Source organism: Anabaena sp. UHCC 0204 (assembly GCF_009711975.1).
Lineage (GTDB): Bacteria > Cyanobacteriota > Cyanobacteriia > Cyanobacteriales > Nostocaceae > Dolichospermum.
In genome coordinates this window covers 148,256-166,591 of sequence record NZ_VIKW01000001.1, presented here as the reverse complement: position 1 = coordinate 166,591, position 18,336 = coordinate 148,256, and the positions used below count along the sequence as shown (strand labels likewise).

Sequence of the window (18,336 nt, the reverse complement as noted above, 5' to 3'; positions counted from 1 at the left end):
TAGATAATTACAAAAAAAGGGAACAGATAAGAAATACTCATAAAAATATTACAAAGAATTTAATTATGGTACTGTATTCGTACTTAACCATTAAACTAGAGAAAACAACCAAAGGAAGATTATGATGAGCGATCGCGATTATACCCTAATTATTGACAAAAGCGGCAGTATGTCCACACCCGACCAAGTGGGCGGGAGAAGTAGATGGGAAATAGCCCAAGAATCTACCATTGCTTTAGCCAGAAAATGTGAACAATATGATCCAGATGGCATTACAATTTACGTTTTTTCCGGCAGATTTAAACGTTACGATGATGTGACATCAGCCAAAGTAGCTCAGGTATTCCAAGAAAATGATCCAGCAGGAACAACCAACTTAGCCAGTGTATTACAAGATGCCCTGAATAATTATTTTCAACGCAAAGCAGCCGGGCAAAGCAAACCTAACGGGGAAACAATTTTAGTTATTACTGATGGTGAACCAGATGATCGTAAAGCCGTATTTGAAGTCATCATCAGTGCTACCCAAAAAATGGATCGAGATGAAGAATTAGGAATTTCCATGATTCAAGTTGGCAATGATCCTCAAGCAACCAAATTCCTCAAAGCCATAGATGATCAATTACAAAGTGTTGGTGCAAAATTCGATATTTGTGACACCATAACTTTAGATGATTTAGAAGACATGAGTCTGGCTGATGTTTTAATGAATGCGATAACTGATTAATTTAAAAATTACTTACCAATAACTGGAGAATTTAGCCATGCTAGACAATCGTGATTACACCTTGATTATTGATAAAAGTGGTAGCATGGCTACCCCAGATCAAAAAGGTGGTAGAACTAGATGGGTAACAGCACAAGAATCAACTTTAGCATTAGCAAGTAAATGTGAACAATATGATCCAGATGGCATTACTATTTACTTGTTTTCTGGAAAATTCAAACGTTATGAAAATGTCACATCTGCCAAAGTTTCACAAATTTTCATGGAAAATGATCCTTCTGGCACAACCGATTTAGCAGGAGTTTTAAAACACGCTACCGATGATTATCTACAACGTAAAACTGCTGGTACAGCTAAACCCAATGGGGAAACAATTTTAGTAGTTACTGATGGTGAACCAGATGATCGCAAAGCCGTAATGAAGGTAATTATTGAAGCTTCTCGTCGTCTAGATAAAGATGAAGAATTAGGTATTTCCTTTATTCAAGTTGGTAATGATGCTCAAGCTACCCGCTTTCTGAAAATTCTAGATGATGAACTACAAAGTGCAGGTGCTAAATTTGATATTTGCGACACCGTGACAATGGATGATATGGAAGATATGAGTTTATCAGAAGTTCTTCTCAATGCCATTAATGATTAGCAATCTCTTTTCCAGGAATTACCAATATGGATTCCATTGATAAGCTATTAGCTGAAATTAAAACTGAACATACTCAACCAAAAACTACACCACCACAAACTAATTTAAACCCAATTAAGTTTGTGGTTTCCTCTACTACGAAATCAGATGTATTAATAGATAACTTGTTATCAGAAGTACAAGCTGATTTTGCGGAAGCTGAAACTAAAACTGCCGTACCCCAGACTAACTTAAACTCCATTCAATTTGTTCATTCACCTACTACAAAGTCAGATGTAGTTATAGATAACTTATTATCAGAAGTACAAGCCGATTTTGCAGAAGCTGAAACTAAAACGGAACATATTTCATATCAACCTACCGTACCCCAGACTAACTTAAACTCCATTCAATTTGTTAATTCAACTACGACAAAATCAGATGTAGTTATAGATAATTTATTAGCAGATGTTCAGTCAGATTTAGCGGCAAAAGATGCGGCTGAAGAACTGCGAAAACAAGAAGAATTAATCCAGGAGAAAATTCGTCAGGAAAAACTTAAAGCTAAACAAAGACAAGCTTTAGAAAAACCCGCCAAAAAGTGGTTAGCTAAATTAGATCCATTATCATCAGAAGGATTATGGTTTGAAAAATTTGCTGAAAGTTATCCTGACAAATTAGCAGCCGCAATTGATTATTTACAAACTAACTCCTAAATCTGGCGTTGCTGAATTGAAGTATGAAATTGAAAAATCAAAGATTTCAAACCCTTACTCTCTGTGACTGGAGCGCCTCTGCGTGAAACAAAATCATACTCTTAATCAGCAACGCCCTAAATCTTAATTTATGGAATTATGCTGTAAGTGATTAATTGCCCATTCGTGCATAGCATAAAGAATAGGTTTTAAACTTTCCCCTAAAGGTGTGAGTGAATATTCTACCTTTGGGGGAATTTGGGGATAAATTTCTCTATGTATAATCCCATCTACTTCCATTTCTCGAAGTTGCTGAGTGAGCATTTTTTGGGTAATTCCATTTAAAGAACGTTGTAATTCTCCAAACCGTTTCACCCCAGTTATTAATTCTCTAATTATCAATACCTTCCACCTACCACCAATGACTTTGAGGGTAGTTTCTACCTCACAATTAGCTTTATCATGTATCGGTAATTCACTGTTCATAGTTTCAGTTTTTTGTCTTTAATTTTTAATTCCCCAAAGGGGGTTAACTCACAACCATTTTCCACCGCGAAACCGCCACCGGGGGAAAATAATCCTCATTATGCTTTGTGAACTTATAAAAACTGCTAACCAAACAACACTATAATGCAGCAAAAAGATAAACGGTGATAATTCATTCTTAGGTATAGGTATAGGTAAAAATCCCAATATCTTCACCCCACAAAAGACAAATACCATTTCCCAGATACCAGCAAAAAGCTGATAAGCTGCTGGCCAGTCTCTATCCCAACGGGATTTTTGCAGATAGTTATACAAAATATCCCAACCTAGTCCAAAAATGGCGACATAGGCAAGTATCCAAAAATATACTAAATTAGATTTGTTGCCAAATAAACCTGTAGCGAAAGGTATAGATACCAAGATACCTACAGTTGCTAATAATAATAATCGCGTTTGCCAACGACCAAGTAAAGTAGGAGTCATAAAATGTAAGCATTTAGGAGTCAGGAGTCGGAATTAAAAGGAGATAAAAATTTACTTTAAAGACAATGAACACATTAACTTTACATTGGCAAGATAAAGATCAAAATATCACACAGCATATTTACGAGCAACAGTCCAGCAAAAATCCAGGTACTGTGCGTCTTGGTCGAGATCCCTTACAATGCGATATTATTTTAACTCACCCGACTGTATCGGGTTTGCACGTCGAAATATTTTTTCACGCACAACAGCAACAATTTTATATCAGAAACTTGCGTGAACCAAATCCTCCACTAATCAATAATCAACAATTAATTAAAGGGGAAATGGCTTTAGGAAAAGGTAGCATCATTTATTTAGGACAACAGAAAATAGAAGTTACAGCTATTTCTGTTCACAAGATTATTTCCCCAACTATTATACCACCACAATTGCAAATACATTCTCCCACACCTGTGACAAGACCCACACCTGTATATGGTTTACAATGTTCCAGATGTCATAAAATTTCCCCAGCCGAAAATTTAAAAATAGGTTGTCCTTGGTGTGGTACATCTTTAGCAGCAGCCGTCAGCGTTTTGGTTGCACCCAGTAATTAAATCATTAATAATTGATCACTAACCACAAATAACTGACTCATGACTAACTTACAAATTCAATTAAGTTGGGAAGATCCAGCGACGGGAGAAAGACGAGAACCAAAATTAAATATACCCATTGCTTTTGGTCGAGAATTTGCCCGCTTACCAACAGAAATTCAGGGACAGCGTGTTTCGAGAATGCTGTTAAATAGTAATGAAGTTTCTCGTTATCATGCGCTAATTGACTCAGAACAAGACTGGGATGAAAATCATATATTTGTGATTGATCAAAATAGTGCGAATGGAGTTTATGTTAATGGTCAAAAACAAACTCGTTGTCAGTTAAAGAATGGCGATACTGTGCAAATTGGACCTTATGCAATTACTGTTCAGTTTGGTATTAATACTATTATTCCTACTCCTAATCATCCTTCTAGAATTCAATTTAATCCTCATACTAATCTTCCCGATTCTAGTGTATCACCGTTACCTGTAGCTACGCCTGTAGGTAGTAATTTTCCGCCGTCGGCTTTTCAGTCAGAAAAGGTAGAAGTTCAGGCGCTTCATGCTACAGGTTTACCCATTCATGAATGTGATTATCTAGCTATTGGGGCAGGTTTGGGAAGTTTTATTTGGGTTGATTTGCTGAGAATTAGTGGTGTAAAAGCTAATAAAATTATTGCTGTGGGATTAGAACCACAACCCTATGCCCGTTATCAGCGGCTTTGTCTCAATTCCCAAATTCCTTTGCCAGAAAGATTGCGTTCTAATTCTGATTCTTGTCCCGATAATATTTGGGGTTGGCCTAGTTATGCTTTACGAGAATCTTGGCATGATTTAACTCAAGGTCATTTAAAGTCTGCATTTAAATATTTATGGCAAGTTTTTAGTGAACCAACTTTTGCCCAAACCTATACTCCTCGTGCAGGTAATGTTTTTAATTCTATAGATAGGGAAGCAAAACGCATTGGTTGGGAGCAAATTTATCGTTATGGAAGAGTAAGAGGAATTCGGAAAACGGAAGATGGGAGATATTGTATTGCTTATGCTTTAGGACAAGGAGAATATGCTTTTATTGTCAGTCGTTATTTACATTTAGCTACGGGATATCCAGCCATTCAGTTTCTACCAGATTTGCAAACTTATCGAGAAAAGTATCAGGATTTTAAATCTGTAGTTAATGCCTATGAAGACCACAATCATGTTTATGAACAACTAGAACGCCAAGGTGGGACAGTGTTGATTAGGGGACGGGGAATTGTGGCTTCACGGGTTATACAGCGGATTTATGAAGCGAGAAAACAAAATCGTCATGTTACAGTTTTACATTTAATGCGATCGCCTAAACCCCAAGGCAACAAATTTCAAAAAGCACAACGTACCGTTAAAAATCACTATGAATTTCAGCCCTTTAACTGGCCAAAAGCTTGTTGGGGTGGTGAACTGCGGGAAATGCTAGAAAAAGCTACTCCCGAAGAACGTAAAAGCTTACTAGCAGACTGGGGAGGGACAACTACTGCTGACCGTTTAGACTGGCAAAATATCACGGAACAAGGCATCAAAGAAGGTTGGTATCAAATCACTTTTGGTCAGGTATTTAGTGTAGAAAAAGATGAACAAAACCGGACTATTACTAATATTCAAGCAGAAGGTTTGGGGGAAATGAAATTAACCGCAGACTTTATTATTGATGCTACTGGATTAGATGCCAAAGTTGAAGCTAGTCCTTTATTAGAAGATTTAGTTCAACATTACAATCTCCCTTTAAATCATTTAGGAAGATTAACCGTAGCGAATAATTTTGAACTATTAGAAATGCGAAATACCAAAGGACAAATCTATGCCGCAGGAGCAATTACCCTGGGTGGACCTTATGCCGCTGTTGATAGTTTTTTGGGGTTACAATATTCGGCATTAGTTGCTGTTGATGGATTATATACTGCGCGTGCGCCGGGGGTGAAGAGTATCAATGGTGTGAATTCTTTACAACAATGGTTAAAGTGGGTTTTTAACTATTCGCCGGGCGGAAGTAAAAATTAGGGATTGAGACAAGAAGAAGGGGGATTCACACCCCCACTAATTATCTTTAATTTTGTTGTCCGTAGCCTGTGGTTGGCAATATTTGGAATTCATCAAAAGAGTTTGACTCCTGAATTCTGCCGTAATTTCGTTCTAATGCCGTTCGCTGTGAAGGATATGGAAATAAATTTTTAAATCCAGCCAAGCGTTCTTTTAATGGTTCTGGTGCTGCATTCCAAAGGCTTTCATAATAGAAAAAAGCTACACCCAGTCCCCGTTGTTGAGCGGCTCGAACCTGAGATTGAATTTGTTGAATGGAAACGGGTTTAGTTCTTAAACCTGCCATAATTCCAATTCCCGTAGGAATTATTTGTTTGACTTCTTCCATTTCTGGACGGGAAAGTTTGGAGCTAAAATCATTCAAGTTGTCCCGATAAACTTGCACAATTAACTCATCTACTATGTTTAACCGCACCCAATTCAACCAATCTTGGAGTTGAAATTTATAAGCAAAATCATAGTAATTAGGAGAAACAGAGAAAATCAGTTTGGGTTTTATTTGCTTAATGGTTTGGTTGAGTCTTACCATAAAATCTGTAATTTTATTTGCTCGCCAATTTACCCATTCCGGATCTCTAGGATCTGTTGGGGGACTTTTTTTAGTTTCTTTGGTGTATAAAGCAACTGTATATTGATCATAGCCAAATTCATGGGGTAAACTCATGTGATCATCAAATTGAATACCATCAAGATCGTATTTATTGGTCAGTTCTACCAGCAAATCAGTAATAAATTGTTGTACTTCGGGATGAAAAGGATTTAACCATTTAACTTCACCAGCGGCACTAATAGATGTTTGACTACCATCCCGTTTTTGTGTGAACCATTCAGGTTTATTTATGGCTAATTCTGAGGTTGGGGGAGCCATAAAGCCAAATTCAAACCAAGGAATTACCAGTAAATTTTGACGGTGGGATTTTTCAATTAGGTCTTCAAGGATATCATGTCCGTCTAAACCTCGAAATACAAAGGGTTGAATTTCTAATCTCTTGGCTACGTTACTCGGATACATCACATATCCAGAATTCCAAATCACAGGATAGATAGTGTTAAAATTGAGTTGTCGCAGTTTTGTTACAGCTTCCTGAACTTTAGTCCTATCTCTGAGAATATTCAGATCATTATTTGTCATCCATACACCACGAATTTCTTGACGTGGTGCTTGGGCGTTAACAGCAGTGAAGGTGTTTCCCCAAAAGGCGGTGAGTAAGGATATTAAGAACAAAGGCAGAAATAATCGTTTAAGTAATTTCTGGGAACAAAACTTTAAGAAATTGAATTTCATTTTGATTTGAGACTATTCCAATGGGATTGACTAAATTTAAGATAGTTGACGTAGTTGATCAAAAGTAGTGCCTGGTTTGACTATTTTTTCTCGCAAATCTCATCAAAAATTTATTTTTGACATTTAGCAAATGACAAAGAATTACTATTTATCATCGTGATGATATGAAAAAATTTTGTAATTGATATTGACTTTTTTGTAATCAAGAATTTAATCAAGAACTAGTAGTCTGTCAAAAAGTAATTGACGGGTAAATAATCTTCCTTCTTCCTTCTTCCTTCGCGCTCTTTGCGTCCTTTGTGGTTCGTTTGTTCTTTATCCGTAAAAATGTATTTGACCGGCTACTAGTATCACAGAGCGAAATTAAAAAAGCATATTCATCAAGATCAGGGTGCATTACGCGAACAAAAATCCAATCTTAGTCCTATAGAAGTCTAGAAAGAGAAAACTTGCCGCAGTGGGCTTGTGCTTGTGTGGTAGTAAAAATTTTAACCCGACAAGCTAAGTTTAATTTTACATTTAATGGATAATAGTGTAAAAATATATATAATCTGTTGCCGAAATCAACTATATTGCTGTTCATAATGCCAAATTTTCAGAGTTTTACCTCCATGCAACGATCTATATCGCCAAAACTATGTCAGCCTTTAAAGATTGTCGCTTTAGGAGATAGCTTAGTATATGGATATGGCGACCCGGAAAAAGGTGGTTGGGTGGAACAACTCCGACGATGGTGGATGTTACCAGACAGCGTGGGTCATGTGCTTTATAATTTGGGAATTAGGGGCGATCGCACACAGCAAGTTTCCCAACGACTAGAAATAGAATTCCGTCACCGTGGGGAAATTCGTCATCGTGTTCCTGATTTGATTATTTTATCTGTTGGAGTTAATGATACACCAAGATTAGGACGCACAAACGGCAGAAACTACACAGATTTTAATCAGTTTGAATTGGAGATAGCTACATTACTAGATCAAGCACAACAATTATGTCCTGTAATTTTTGTGGGCATGGTTCCTGTAGAAGAAACTAAAATGCCTTTCCTTGACTGTCTATTTTACAATCACGCCGACCAATATCGCTACAAAGAAGCAACTCGTCAAGCTTGTTATCAAAGGCAAATTCCCTACTTAGATATTTTTGACCAATGGATGCAACGTAGTCCAGCTTGGAGAAGTGAACGCATTAGCAATGATGGACTTCATCCCAACACGCTGGGGTATCAAGACTTGTTAGAAGCCGTACTCAACTGGCCAGAACTAGCAAAATATCATTGTCAAGTTGACTATCAGCAAGAACTAGGAACTAGAGAGTGGGGTGTATCTGTGGGAGAAAACGTTGATTTGTGAACAGTCTAGAGTGATTTTTGTTATAATATATTGTTAAGAATTATAAATATTCTTTGCTAATTGAAAATTGCAGAGATGTTTATAATTTATACCCTGAAATCCAATTATTTCGTATGAATAAAATAGCTGTAAAGGCTGATATGAACTGGCAGCAATTAACATCTGCAAATGTAGTTGCTGATACTACTCCTAATTTTCTGGGAGAAATTTTCCAAGAAACCTTCGCTTTAACTCGTCGTCTTTTTATTCAACTGCAACGCCGTCCTTCTACCCTTGTCGCCGGAATTATTCAGCCGGTAATGTGGTTAGTTTTATTTGGGGCTTTATTCCAAAATGCCCCCAAGGGTTTATTTGGGAGTACGACAAACTACGGACAATTTCTAGCAGCCGGTGTCATCGTATTTACAGCTTTTGCTGGGGCATTGAATGCCGGTTTACCTGTAATGTTTGACAGAGAATTTGGCTTTTTAAATCGGTTGCTGGTTGCACCTTTAGCTTCTCGCTTCTCAATTGTGTTTGCTTCTGCTATTTTTATTATTAGCCAAAGTTTATTACAAGCGGCGGTAATTGTGGCAGCAGCAGCGTTTTTAGGGGCTGGTTTACCGGATATGGCTGGGTTATGCGCGATCGCTCTCATTGTCTTTCTTTTAGCTTTAGGTGTCACGGCTATTTCTCTCGGTTTGGCTTTTGCTTTACCTGGACATATTGAACTTATCGCCGTAATTTTTGTTACTAACTTACCTTTGTTGTTTGCCAGCACAGCCTTAGCACCTTTATCCTTTATGCCTGGTTGGTTGCAGGTTATCGCTACCCTCAACCCTCTCAGCTATGCGATCGAACCTATTCGCTATTTGTATCTACACAGCAGTTGGTCATTAAATGACATAGTAATGCACGCTTTTTGGGGTGATGTTACCTTTGGTGTAGCGTTATTAGTGTTGTTGGGTTTTGCATTAGTAGCTTTACTGAGTATTCAACCCCAATTGCGTCGGACTCTTGCTTAATATAAAAAGCATCATTATGAGGGGAAATTTCATGAAAAGACCATTTTTACCAGTTCACAAAATTATTGTTGCCACTATCGCCGGCATGAGTTTTGCTTCTATTCTCGTAGTAGAACCTACTTTAGCTAATCCTAATCAACCTTTTGGTAGTCCCGATAGCGATGGTAATAGTAATCCTTTATCTGGTAATGCCTCAGATTTCAATATGTTTAACTTAATTCATCAGGCACAATTTGGAAATCTCCAATGGAATGCTAATGAACAAAGTCAACAGTTAGATCAAGCCGCAGCCGCATTCAAAGCTGCACAACAAAAACGTCTGCAAACTCAGTCACAACAAAATCCAGGTGCGTCTGAGGTTACAAATACATTGCCTTTACAAATTTTACCTTTATCAGGTCAATAATACCTAAAAAAGGAGTTCAGAAAAGAGCAGTGGTTTAAGCTGCTCTTCTGGGCGCAAAGCCTGCGCCCCTACTGATTTATGATTACAAATTCAGTGCTGCCAAAACATCACTAGCGTGTGTAACTGTATTTACAGCGGTATCAATATGAGTAATCTTGCCATCAGTACCAATTACATAGGTAACACGCTTGGCATAACCACCACCATCAACATCATAAGCAGTGATGATGCTTTTATCGGTATCAGCTAACAGGGGAAAATTGAGATTATATTTGGAGGTGAATGCTTGGTGGGCTGCTTCATCATCAGCACTCACTCCAAGAACAACTATGCCTTTTGTCGAATATTCTGGTTTAGCATCCCGGAAACTACAAGCTTGTTTGGTGCAGCCTGGTGTGTCATCTTTGGGATAAAAATAGAGAACTACGGTTTTACCGGCGAAATCTGATAATGAAACTGTATTACCGTTAGTGTCTTTAGTTGTAAATGCAGGTGCGTCTGTACCAACTGCTAGAGGCATAATTCACCTTGTCCTGTTTAAAAATCTTCATGCAATCAAAATTTTACAATAATTTACAATATTTAAATAAATTGTTAACGAATATTATCAAACAGAAATATTCATGACAAAAGTATTGACAAAAAGCACAATTTATAGTGAGTAAAAATGTCTACTGTGAATTCCCCAAACCTCAAACCCTTAGTTTATACTGATAAAGCCCTAGAAAGAGCCGAGCGATCGCTCATCTGTTCGCCCTTTAATCTCAGTTTATTTGTAGCAATGGCCAGTCAAAGTATCCAACTAGGCACTATTGCCATGGATAAAGGCATCAAGCAAAGTTACACTAATCGTCCATTATCAGAATTAACCTGTGAAAACGCTTTAGCCTGGTTAATTGACGTAGGAGTATTGCGGCGAGAAGTTGATGGACAGGGAATTACAGATAGTTTTCGTCTGACACCGCTGGGACATTTACTCATAGGAAAGTTACAAGATCAAAATTGGCGTAATCCGTCAGTAAGCGATCGCTTCAATGATTTTATTACTCGCTGGTTGCGTTTACCCTTTTAACCAATGAATTGTGGTTAAAACTCTTATGGGGTGGGCATCTTGCCCGCCATACTCATGCAACTTTAAAAAAATCACAGCTTATTTACCGATGCACTACTGATCCGAACATACTAGATTATAGTTAAAAATGAAATCAATAATGGTAGTGGGAACAACATCCCACGCGGGGAAATCACTGTTAACCACAGCTATTTGTCGGATTCTTTCGCGGCGCGGTTGGCGAGTAGCTCCCTTTAAAGGGCAAAATATGGCTTTAAATGCCTACGTGACTGCTAGTGGGGGAGAAATTGGCTATGCTCAAGCAGTGCAAGCTTGGGCGGCGGGAGTAGCGCCCTTAGTAGAAATGAACCCAATTTTACTGAAACCCCAAGGGGATATGACATCCCAAATTATCCTTAAAGGTAAAGCCATAGGGAAAGTCAGCGCCACAGACTATTATGAACAATATTTTGAACTAGGTTGGCAGACTATTAAAGAATGTCTACAATATCTATCTACAGAATTTGATGCTTTAGTTTGCGAGGGTGCTGGTAGTCCCGCAGAAATTAATCTCAAACATCGGGATTTAACTAATATGCGGGTGGCAAAACATTTAAATGCACCCACCCTTTTAGTAGTTGATATTGATCGAGGTGGGGCATTTGCCCATGTAGTAGGAACATTAGAACTATTAGACCCAGACGAACGCGCCTTAATTAAAGGAGTCGCGATTAACAAATTTCGGGGACAACGATCAATTCTCGAACCAGGAATCAAATGGTTAGAAGAACGCACAGGTATACCTGTTGTGGGGGTAATTCCCTATTTAGAACAGGTTTTTCCAGCGGAAGACTCCCTCGATTTACTAGAACGCAAACCAGCAAAAGCTAATTCAGAACTGAATATTGCTGTAATTCGCTTACCTAGAATTGCTAACTTTACCGATTTTGATCCTTTGGAATCAGAACCATCGGTAACAGTAAAATATCTCAGCCCTAAGCAAGATTTAGGACATCCAGATGCAGTAATTATCCCCGGAACAAAAACCACAATTGCAGATTTAATCCTGTTGCAAAAAAGCGGTATGGCAGAAGCAATTCAAAACTATGCAGCTTCTGGAGGAACAGTTTTAGGAATTTGTGGTGGTTTCCAAATGCTGGGACAAACTATCGCCGATCCAGAAGGAGTAGAAGGGCAAGCTGGCAGATATCAAGGGTTAAATTTATTACCAATAAAAACAGTCATTACAGGTCAAAAAATTGCCCGTCAGCGTCAAGTTACCTCCAATTATCCCCAAATGGGCTTACCTGTAACCGGGTTTGAAATCCACCAAGGGCGATCGCGTATCGAAAACCCCGCTGATCAAAAATCCTGTCATCCTCTATTTGACGATGTTAATTTAGGTTTAGTGGATAGTTGTCAATCGGTGTGGGGAACTTATCTACACGGAATTTTTGATAATGGACCATGGCGACGAGCTTGGGTAAATCGTCTTCGACAACAACGAGGTTTGAAATCATTACCAACAGGTGTATCAAACTACCGAGAACAGCGAGAACAAATTTTAGATTCTTTAGCAACTCAAATTGAAGAACATTTAGATTTAACACCGTTTATCTCGTAGGGGCGCAGGGCCTGCGCCCATTCAGGAGTCAGGAGTCGTAGGGGCGAAGCATTCGGTGTAAGGGCGAAGCATTCGGAAAATAAACTTGGGAAAAACCGATAATTTATCGTCCGAATGCTTCGCCCCTACAGGAGTATGGCTCACGCCACGCTGCGCTATCAGAAGGAAGAAGAAAGTATATTTATTTCTCCCCTACTCCCTGCCCCTATTTGGAAGTTCCTAACTTAGGGTGTGCTTCTGAGTATTTTGTGACTATAGCGGAAACTTCTGGATTGTAAAGTCGGAGATAATTCCAGTAGTTACCAAAAACTTGACGAACGTAATTTTTAGTTTCATCAAAAGGAATTACTTCCACAAACTCATCTGGATCTTTTTTGGGTATAGTTCGCAACCATTTGGCAACATTACCAGGTCCAGCATTATAACTAGCGATCGCTAACATGGAATTATTACCATACTGTTGATGAGTATGATCAAGATACCAAGTACCCAAATTGATGTTATCGGTGGGATCTTCCAGATTGAGTTTTTTAAAATCTAAATTAATTTGTGGAGCTATCCATGCACCTGTACTGGGCATAACTTGCATTAAACCAGTTGCACCGACTACCGATTTAATTTTCGGTTGAAAGCGAGACTCTTGCCGCATCAAGGCTGTAACTAACAGCGGATTAAGTTGACGGGAAGTAGACCATTTTTCAATTTCTTTAAAATAGGGAAAAGGATAACGGGCTTGCCAATAAATACTTTGTTGACTTAAAGCTTGATATTCGGCTTTGTCTGTGGGAGTTTTCCTATCTTCTAATTTAGAAATTTTGTCAATCCCAATTAGATAATCACCTTTAGTGAAACTCATCAACCCTTCTGTAAATTGTTCCGCGACACTAGGCTCAGTTTTTTGATTAACTTCGGTTTTCCATTGTTGCCAAGCATCACGATCTTGTCCTAACAAATACAATTCTTGGAAAGTTTGAGAACCCGCTGGAGGTACAGGGCGTTGATAAGGAATAATGGTGGGGTTCATCAAACGTATATTATTAAAATTACCCACATTTAAACCTAAAAGACTGGCAGAACGCCAAGCATAATAAGAGTAAGGAAATTCACTAATTACATACTGATAAGCCGTAATCGCTTCCTGTTGCTTATTTAGTGTCGTTGCCCACTTGCCTACCCAAAATCCGGCTCTGGGAGCTATGATACTAGTCTTGTTATTAATAGTAATTGGTTGCGCCCATTCCCACGCACCTAAATAGTCATTATTCTTAGCTTTAGCTTCGGCTGTTTTCCAGCGAAATTCTGCGGCTTCATCAGATCCACTATATTTACCTAGTAATAATTTCCATGTAGCATTAGCTGATTGATCATCTTTGAGACTTTCTAACAGAGTAGCTTTTCTTGCTAAGGCTTGAGGAGCTTGTTCAGGAAATTTACTGATAATTTGGTCGAGATAAGTTATGGAATCTTTACCTTTAGCGATTTCTGATAACCTTAGTAGGGCTATTCCCGTTTCTGTTTCGGTGGGAAACTTTTGGATGAGTTGTTTGTAAACAGCGATCGCTTTATCTTGCTCTTTATTTAATTGTAATCCCCTAGCGATGCGATAGAGGCTAGTAGCTGTTTTCGGTGCTTTAACATAGGCATTCTGAGCTTTAGTAAATTGATTATTTTTCCAGTACACTGCACCAACAAGTTCCCAATCTGCGGGTTTAAGTTGTGGTTGTTTTACTAATTGATCTAATACACCAATAATTCCCGGTTCATCAGCGGCGTATTTAACCAAGATTAATTGTAAATTGGGTTGATTAGGATTTTCTCTTAACCGTTTGCGGATAATTTCCCACGTGAGGGGATGGGAAGGGAATTGAGCGATCGCTTGATCATGCAATTTTGGTTGAGCGATCGCATATATGGCTTTAACTACCGCTGCTTCTTGAGGATATTCCTTTAACACCTTTTGGCGCAAATCTGAAGCTTTTTTACCTTCACCTAAAATATCATGTGCCTGGGCTTGTTTTAGTAAAACATAAGGAGCTAAAACGGGATAGTCTTTTTCTAGTCCTAATAATAAACTCAGGGCTTTTTCCCCTTGAGAAGTTTCTACATAATCACTGGCCAACAGATAACGGGCCCGTTCCCGATCTGGGGAACTACCTCGTTCAGCAATTTCCGTAAGTTTTGTTAATCTCTCTGGTACAGATTGAGACAGTATAGAAAATACAACTGACTTAGCTTTGTTAGCCTCAGTTAGTTGTTCCTGCTTATCTGGACTCAAGTTCAGCCATTGGCTTAGGGTTTTGCCAGCTTGGGGGGCTGCCACCATTGCACCAGCAAAAAAGGCACATATTCCAGCGCCCGTAAGCAGATAAATTTGTGTTTTCTGTAATTTCTTCAACATTGATACTCGCTGTTTGCGTAGTGTCTGGAAGAGAAAGTTGGCAATTAATATCTTTGCAACTTTAACATTTAGGGTAACACCCATGATTAACTTTTACGACTTTGCTGCATGAATTTCCGCCAGTTTGGATCAAAATAACTCTTTAACGACAAGTTATAGCGTCAAGCCATGACAATATAATTTTTGCATTTGCTCTACCTCATAGGGCGTTGCTGAATCAGAGTATGAAATTTAAAAATTAGTTTAACTCTTAATTCTTTGCGCCTTTGCGCCTTTGCGTGAGGCTAATTCATACATTCATTCAGCAACGCCTCTCCTAGAATAGCGATCGCTATAACTCCTAACTGATAAACAGAACTGATTAAAAATGGTGGGTTAACAATAACGTCACCCACCAAATAAGTAATTTGCTAATGCTATTAAAACCCGTAATTAACCAACATTAGTTAATAGCAACTCACGGGTTTCCGATTTTCTGACTTTTACCTGGCCATCATCATCTACATCAACGATCGCCTTATCTCCATCTGTAATTTCACCAGATAGGATAGCTTCAACCAGAGAATCTTCTAGCAGACGCACAATAGCGCGGCGTAATGGTCTTGCGCCGTAGCTTGGGTCATAGCCTTCTTGTACTACCTTCTCTTTAAAGGCTTCTGTAACTTCCAAGGCTATATCCTTATCTTTCAGGCGAGTAGCAACATCACGCAGCATGATTTCAGCAATTTGCTTGACTTCATCTTTGTTGAGTTGAGTAAAGACGATGATATCATCAACACGGTTGAGGAATTCTGGACGGAAATAAGCTTTGAGTTCTTCGTTAACTAAGTTGCGAATCCGATGATAACTAGCATCTGGTTGATTATCAAACTCAAACCCTAAACTACTACCACCTTTTTCAATTACCTTAGAACCAATATTAGAAGTCAAGATAATTAATGTATTCTTGAAGTCTACTTTTCGACCTTTCGCATCCGTAAGATGACCATCATCTAAGATTTGCAGCAGCATATTGAATACATCGGGATGCGCTTTTTCGATTTCGTCGAATAGCAACACTGTATAAGGTTTGCGCCGTACAGCTTCCGTTAATTGTCCGCCTTCGTTGTATCCTACATAACCAGGAGGTGAACCAATCAACTTAGAAACATTTTGGCTCTCCATGTATTCGGACATATCTAAGCGCACCATAGAGTCTTCGTCACCAAAGAAGTAAGCCGCTAAGGCTTTTGCTAATTCAGTTTTACCTACACCAGTTGGACCAGAGAAGATAAAACTGGCGATGGGACGATCAGGACTCTTTAAGCCGACACGGGCGCGACGGATAGCGCGAGAAACGGATGTAACTGCTTGTTCTTGCCCAATGAGCCGTTTGTGTAAGGTGTCTTCCAGGTGTAAGAGTAACTCTGATTCCGATTCAGTGAGTTTGTTAACAGGAACACCAGTCCAAGAGGCGACAATTTGGGCGATGTCTTCCTCATTGACAATGGGAGCGTTAACAGGTTGCTGGTTTTCTTCTAAATCAAGTTTGGCTTGAAGTTCCAATTCTTGTATCCGCAACTTACCAGCTTTGCCAAAGTCTTGAGTTCTGATAGCTTCAGATTTGGCTTTGGTAGCGGTGGTTAATTCCCGTTTGAGTTCTTTATTATTGGCAATACGCGAGTTACGTAAGCGCACACGAGAACCAGCTTCATCAATCAAGTCAATGGCTTTGTCTGGTAGGAAGCGATCGCTAATATAACGATCTGCTAACTCAGCCGCTGCCACTACTGCTTCATCAGTAATATTGACTTTATGGTGCTGTTCATAAGCACTACGTAAACCATAGAGAATATCAATAGTTTCGGCTATCGATGGTTCACCGACCAAAATTGGTTGGAAACGCCGCTCTAGAGCGGCATCACGCTCGATGTGCTGACGATATTCATCTAAGGTCGTTGCACCAATACATTGGAGTTCACCCCGTGCTAAGGCTGGTTTCAGGATATTAGCTGCATCTAAACCGCCTTCTGTACCACCTGCACCAACTAAGGTATGAATTTCATCAATCACTAAGATGATGTTGCCTGCGGTGCGGACTTCTTCCATGATTTTTTTCAGGCGTTCCTCAAAATCACCACGGAAGCGTGTTCCTGCCACTACAGACCCCATATCCAAGCTGATTACTTGTTTATCGAGTAGAACTTCGGGAACATCTTGATTAACAATCCGTTGCGCTAGACCTTCAGCGATCGCTGTTTTGCCAACGCCTGGTTCTCCAATCAAAACCGGGTTGTTTTTCGTCCTCCGCCCCAGAATTTGCACAGTTCGTTCAATTTCTTTCTGACGACCAACCACGGGGTCTAGTCTGCCCTCTTGAGCCAATTTGGTGAGATTTCTCCCAAACTCTTCTATAGATAAATTCTGATTGCGCTGGAAATTATTTCTACCGCCAGCCGTAACAGTTGTATCTTCACCCAATCGGCTCATGACAGCCGAACGGACAACTTGTAAGTCCACTCCTAGATTTTGTAATACTTTGGCGGCTACTCCTTCACCAGCCTCAGTTAAACCTAATAATAAGTGTTCAGTGTTTATGTAATTATGGCCAAGACCATGAGCTTCTCGGAAGGATTGCTCAAACAGGCTTTTTACTTTGGGGGTAAAAGGAATTTCCGGTGGGACAAAACCAGAACCCCGGCCAATTATTTTTTCTACTTCCCGACGGGCTTCTTTCAGGGTAACACCCAACTCAGCCAGGACTTTCGCAGCAACCCCTGTTCCTTCTCCCATTAAACCCAGGAGAATTTGTTCTGTTCCTACAAAGTTGTGTCCCAGACGGCGTGCTTCCTCCTGAGCTAACATGATTACCCTAATGGCTTCGGAAGTGAAGTGTTCAAACATAGCGGGTTATTGCTCCCTTGCTGCTTGGACTTTGGGTGAGATAAAGTTCACCCTCATCTAAAGTTTCTTGTATTTTCTTAAAGATAATGTATCTTTATTTAAAGCTGAATGGCAGTAGTGAGAGCCGTAAGTAACAAGGCGTAGTTGCCGTCATTCTCCAGATAATGGTGGATAATTAGCAATTACAGAGGTTTTTTGAGTCTGATATTGTTGATGTATTACCAATTATGTACTCATAATAATTATGACAGAGCCTTTAGGTAGCAAAGACCAACAACACCCCCTCTACGGCCGCGATCGCCCCCTTATTGATATTTTACTCGCTCAAGGCGCAACGGACTACAATTTATCAGAATTAGCTAGACTAAAAATTCGCTATCAAGGTTTTCCAGGCGCTAGAGACATCCAAAGCAACTTAGATAAAGTTTTACAAAGCTGGGGTTTAACTGAGGCGGAACTATTTGAAAAAACTCGCCAACTCCATGATATTGGCGGAATTTACAAAACTCGTGGCAAAAAGGAAGAGCAGGATTGGAATTAGTTCGTTGGTGATTGGTGATTGGTGATTGGTGATTGGTGATTGGTGATTGGTAAGAATTATTTTTCCTGCCCTCTGCCCCTCTGCCCCTCTGCCCCTCTGCCCCTCTGCCCCTCTGCTCC

General features: G+C 39.4%; 17 protein-coding genes. 11 read left to right on the top strand and 6 right to left on the bottom strand.

The window, feature by feature from the left end; all coding sequences use genetic code 11:
* Window positions 1-121 precede the first annotated feature (121 nt).
* From FJR04_RS00795 to FJR04_RS00785, 3 genes are all read left to right on the top strand, one after another.
* Window positions 122-727 (top strand): VWA domain-containing protein, encoded by a 606-nt coding sequence (locus FJR04_RS00795; protein WP_168490891.1) that lies wholly within the window; start codon window positions 122-124, stop codon window positions 725-727.
* Between the two features lie 37 nt (window positions 728-764).
* A complete protein-coding gene (locus FJR04_RS00790) occupies window positions 765-1,370 on the top strand; it encodes a VWA domain-containing protein (RefSeq protein ID WP_168490889.1) in 606 nt (201 codons plus the stop codon).
* Window positions 1,371-1,651: 281 nt separating this feature from the next.
* On the top strand, window positions 1,652-2,065 hold the full coding sequence (locus FJR04_RS00785) for a salt stress protein, Slr1339 family (protein WP_168491156.1): 414 nt from the start codon (window positions 1,652-1,654) through the stop codon (window positions 2,063-2,065).
* 123 nt (window positions 2,066-2,188) lie between these two features.
* Here FJR04_RS00785 and FJR04_RS00780 read toward each other — a convergent pair whose 3' ends face one another.
* Together FJR04_RS00780 and FJR04_RS00775 are read right to left on the bottom strand one after the other, a co-directional pair.
* Window positions 2,189-2,530 carry a helix-turn-helix domain-containing protein gene (locus FJR04_RS00780; protein WP_168490887.1) on the bottom strand — a complete coding sequence of 114 codons (342 nt, stop codon included), beginning with the start codon at window positions 2,528-2,530 and terminating at the stop codon, window positions 2,189-2,191.
* Between the two features lie 48 nt (window positions 2,531-2,578).
* Window positions 2,579-3,013, bottom strand: coding sequence for a hypothetical protein (locus FJR04_RS00775; protein WP_168490885.1), 435 nt, complete (start codon window positions 3,011-3,013; stop codon window positions 2,579-2,581).
* 65 nt (window positions 3,014-3,078) lie between these two features.
* On the opposite strand from FJR04_RS00775, the gene FJR04_RS00770 reads away from it, so the two are divergent.
* A complete protein-coding gene (locus FJR04_RS00770) occupies window positions 3,079-3,612 on the top strand; it encodes an FHA domain-containing protein (protein ID WP_168490883.1) in 534 nt (177 codons plus the stop codon).
* Between the two features lie 39 nt (window positions 3,613-3,651).
* Window positions 3,652-5,634, top strand: coding sequence for an FHA domain-containing protein (locus FJR04_RS00765; protein WP_168490881.1), 1,983 nt, complete (start codon window positions 3,652-3,654; stop codon window positions 5,632-5,634).
* A 46-nt stretch (window positions 5,635-5,680) separates the two neighbouring features.
* Here the strand turns inward: FJR04_RS00765 and FJR04_RS00760 are convergent, their stop codons facing one another.
* Complete coding sequence (locus tag FJR04_RS00760) at window positions 5,681-6,958, bottom strand: glycoside hydrolase family 10 protein (RefSeq protein ID WP_168490880.1); 1,278 nt, start codon at window positions 6,956-6,958, stop codon at window positions 5,681-5,683.
* A gap of 611 nt (window positions 6,959-7,569) precedes the next feature.
* Between FJR04_RS00760 and FJR04_RS00755 the strand changes: the two genes are divergently transcribed.
* From FJR04_RS00755 to FJR04_RS00745, 3 genes are all read left to right on the top strand, one after another.
* Complete coding sequence (locus FJR04_RS00755; RefSeq protein WP_254445173.1) at window positions 7,570-8,310, top strand: GDSL-type esterase/lipase family protein; 741 nt, start codon at window positions 7,570-7,572, stop codon at window positions 8,308-8,310.
* Window positions 8,311-8,423: 113 nt separating this feature from the next.
* Entirely contained in the window at window positions 8,424-9,314 is an 891-nt protein-coding gene (locus tag FJR04_RS00750) for an ABC transporter permease (protein WP_168490877.1), read from the top strand.
* A gap of 31 nt (window positions 9,315-9,345) precedes the next feature.
* Window positions 9,346-9,720, top strand: coding sequence for a hypothetical protein (locus FJR04_RS00745; RefSeq protein ID WP_168490875.1), 375 nt, complete (start codon window positions 9,346-9,348; stop codon window positions 9,718-9,720).
* Window positions 9,721-9,802: 82 nt separating this feature from the next.
* Here the strand turns inward: FJR04_RS00745 and FJR04_RS00740 are convergent, their stop codons facing one another.
* A complete protein-coding gene (locus tag FJR04_RS00740; RefSeq protein WP_168490873.1) occupies window positions 9,803-10,240 on the bottom strand; it encodes a peroxiredoxin in 438 nt (145 codons plus the stop codon).
* A gap of 147 nt (window positions 10,241-10,387) precedes the next feature.
* On the opposite strand from FJR04_RS00740, the gene FJR04_RS00735 reads away from it, so the two are divergent.
* Together FJR04_RS00735 and cobQ are read left to right on the top strand one after the other, a co-directional pair.
* Window positions 10,388-10,792 carry an Npun_F0494 family protein gene (locus FJR04_RS00735; protein ID WP_168490871.1) on the top strand — a complete coding sequence of 135 codons (405 nt, stop codon included), beginning with the start codon at window positions 10,388-10,390 and terminating at the stop codon, window positions 10,790-10,792.
* 127 nt (window positions 10,793-10,919) lie between these two features.
* Entirely contained in the window at window positions 10,920-12,395 is a 1,476-nt protein-coding gene (cobQ, locus tag FJR04_RS00730) for a cobyric acid synthase CobQ (RefSeq protein ID WP_168490869.1), read from the top strand.
* A 205-nt stretch (window positions 12,396-12,600) separates the two neighbouring features.
* Here cobQ and FJR04_RS00725 read toward each other — a convergent pair whose 3' ends face one another.
* Window positions 12,601-14,793, bottom strand: a complete 2,193-nt coding sequence (locus FJR04_RS00725; protein ID WP_168491154.1) for a transglycosylase SLT domain-containing protein — start codon at window positions 14,791-14,793, stop codon at window positions 12,601-12,603.
* Window positions 14,794-15,225: 432 nt separating this feature from the next.
* Complete coding sequence (locus FJR04_RS00720; protein WP_168490867.1) at window positions 15,226-17,676, bottom strand: ATP-dependent Clp protease ATP-binding subunit; 2,451 nt, start codon at window positions 17,674-17,676, stop codon at window positions 15,226-15,228.
* A 244-nt stretch (window positions 17,677-17,920) separates the two neighbouring features.
* Between FJR04_RS00720 and FJR04_RS00715 the strand changes: the two genes are divergently transcribed.
* Window positions 17,921-18,217: a DUF3288 family protein gene (locus tag FJR04_RS00715; protein ID WP_168490865.1), complete on the top strand. Its 297-nt coding sequence runs from the start codon at window positions 17,921-17,923 to the stop codon at window positions 18,215-18,217.
* The last annotated feature ends 119 nt before the right edge of the window (window positions 18,218-18,336 follow it).

What these genes read in the sequence shown, in the direction of transcription:
- FJR04_RS00760 (WP_168490880.1), bottom strand. Translation starts at nt 6,958, where the DNA reads ATGAAATTCAATTTCTTAAAGTTTTGTTCCCAGAAATTACTTAAACGA.
- FJR04_RS00765 (WP_168490881.1), top strand. Translation starts at nt 3,652, where the DNA reads ATGACTAACTTACAAATTCAATTAAGTTGGGAAGATCCAGCGACGGGA.
- cobQ (WP_168490869.1), top strand. Translation starts at nt 10,920, where the DNA reads ATGAAATCAATAATGGTAGTGGGAACAACATCCCACGCGGGGAAATCA.
- FJR04_RS00780 (WP_168490887.1), bottom strand. Translation starts at nt 2,530, where the DNA reads ATGAACAGTGAATTACCGATACATGATAAAGCTAATTGTGAGGTAGAA.
- FJR04_RS00740 (WP_168490873.1), bottom strand. Translation starts at nt 10,240, where the DNA reads ATGCCTCTAGCAGTTGGTACAGACGCACCTGCATTTACAACTAAAGAC.
- FJR04_RS00775 (WP_168490885.1), bottom strand. Translation starts at nt 3,013, where the DNA reads ATGACTCCTACTTTACTTGGTCGTTGGCAAACGCGATTATTATTATTA.
- FJR04_RS00715 (WP_168490865.1), top strand. Translation starts at nt 17,921, where the DNA reads ATGACAGAGCCTTTAGGTAGCAAAGACCAACAACACCCCCTCTACGGC.
- FJR04_RS00750 (WP_168490877.1), top strand. Translation starts at nt 8,424, where the DNA reads ATGAATAAAATAGCTGTAAAGGCTGATATGAACTGGCAGCAATTAACA.
- FJR04_RS00755 (WP_254445173.1), top strand. Translation starts at nt 7,570, where the DNA reads ATGCAACGATCTATATCGCCAAAACTATGTCAGCCTTTAAAGATTGTC.
- FJR04_RS00725 (WP_168491154.1), bottom strand. Translation starts at nt 14,793, where the DNA reads ATGTTGAAGAAATTACAGAAAACACAAATTTATCTGCTTACGGGCGCT.
- FJR04_RS00720 (WP_168490867.1), bottom strand. Translation starts at nt 17,676, where the DNA reads ATGTTTGAACACTTCACTTCCGAAGCCATTAGGGTAATCATGTTAGCT.
- FJR04_RS00790 (WP_168490889.1), top strand. Translation starts at nt 765, where the DNA reads ATGCTAGACAATCGTGATTACACCTTGATTATTGATAAAAGTGGTAGC.
- FJR04_RS00735 (WP_168490871.1), top strand. Translation starts at nt 10,388, where the DNA reads ATGTCTACTGTGAATTCCCCAAACCTCAAACCCTTAGTTTATACTGAT.
- FJR04_RS00770 (WP_168490883.1), top strand. Translation starts at nt 3,079, where the DNA reads ATGAACACATTAACTTTACATTGGCAAGATAAAGATCAAAATATCACA.
- FJR04_RS00795 (WP_168490891.1), top strand. Translation starts at nt 122, where the DNA reads ATGATGAGCGATCGCGATTATACCCTAATTATTGACAAAAGCGGCAGT.
- FJR04_RS00745 (WP_168490875.1), top strand. Translation starts at nt 9,346, where the DNA reads ATGAAAAGACCATTTTTACCAGTTCACAAAATTATTGTTGCCACTATC.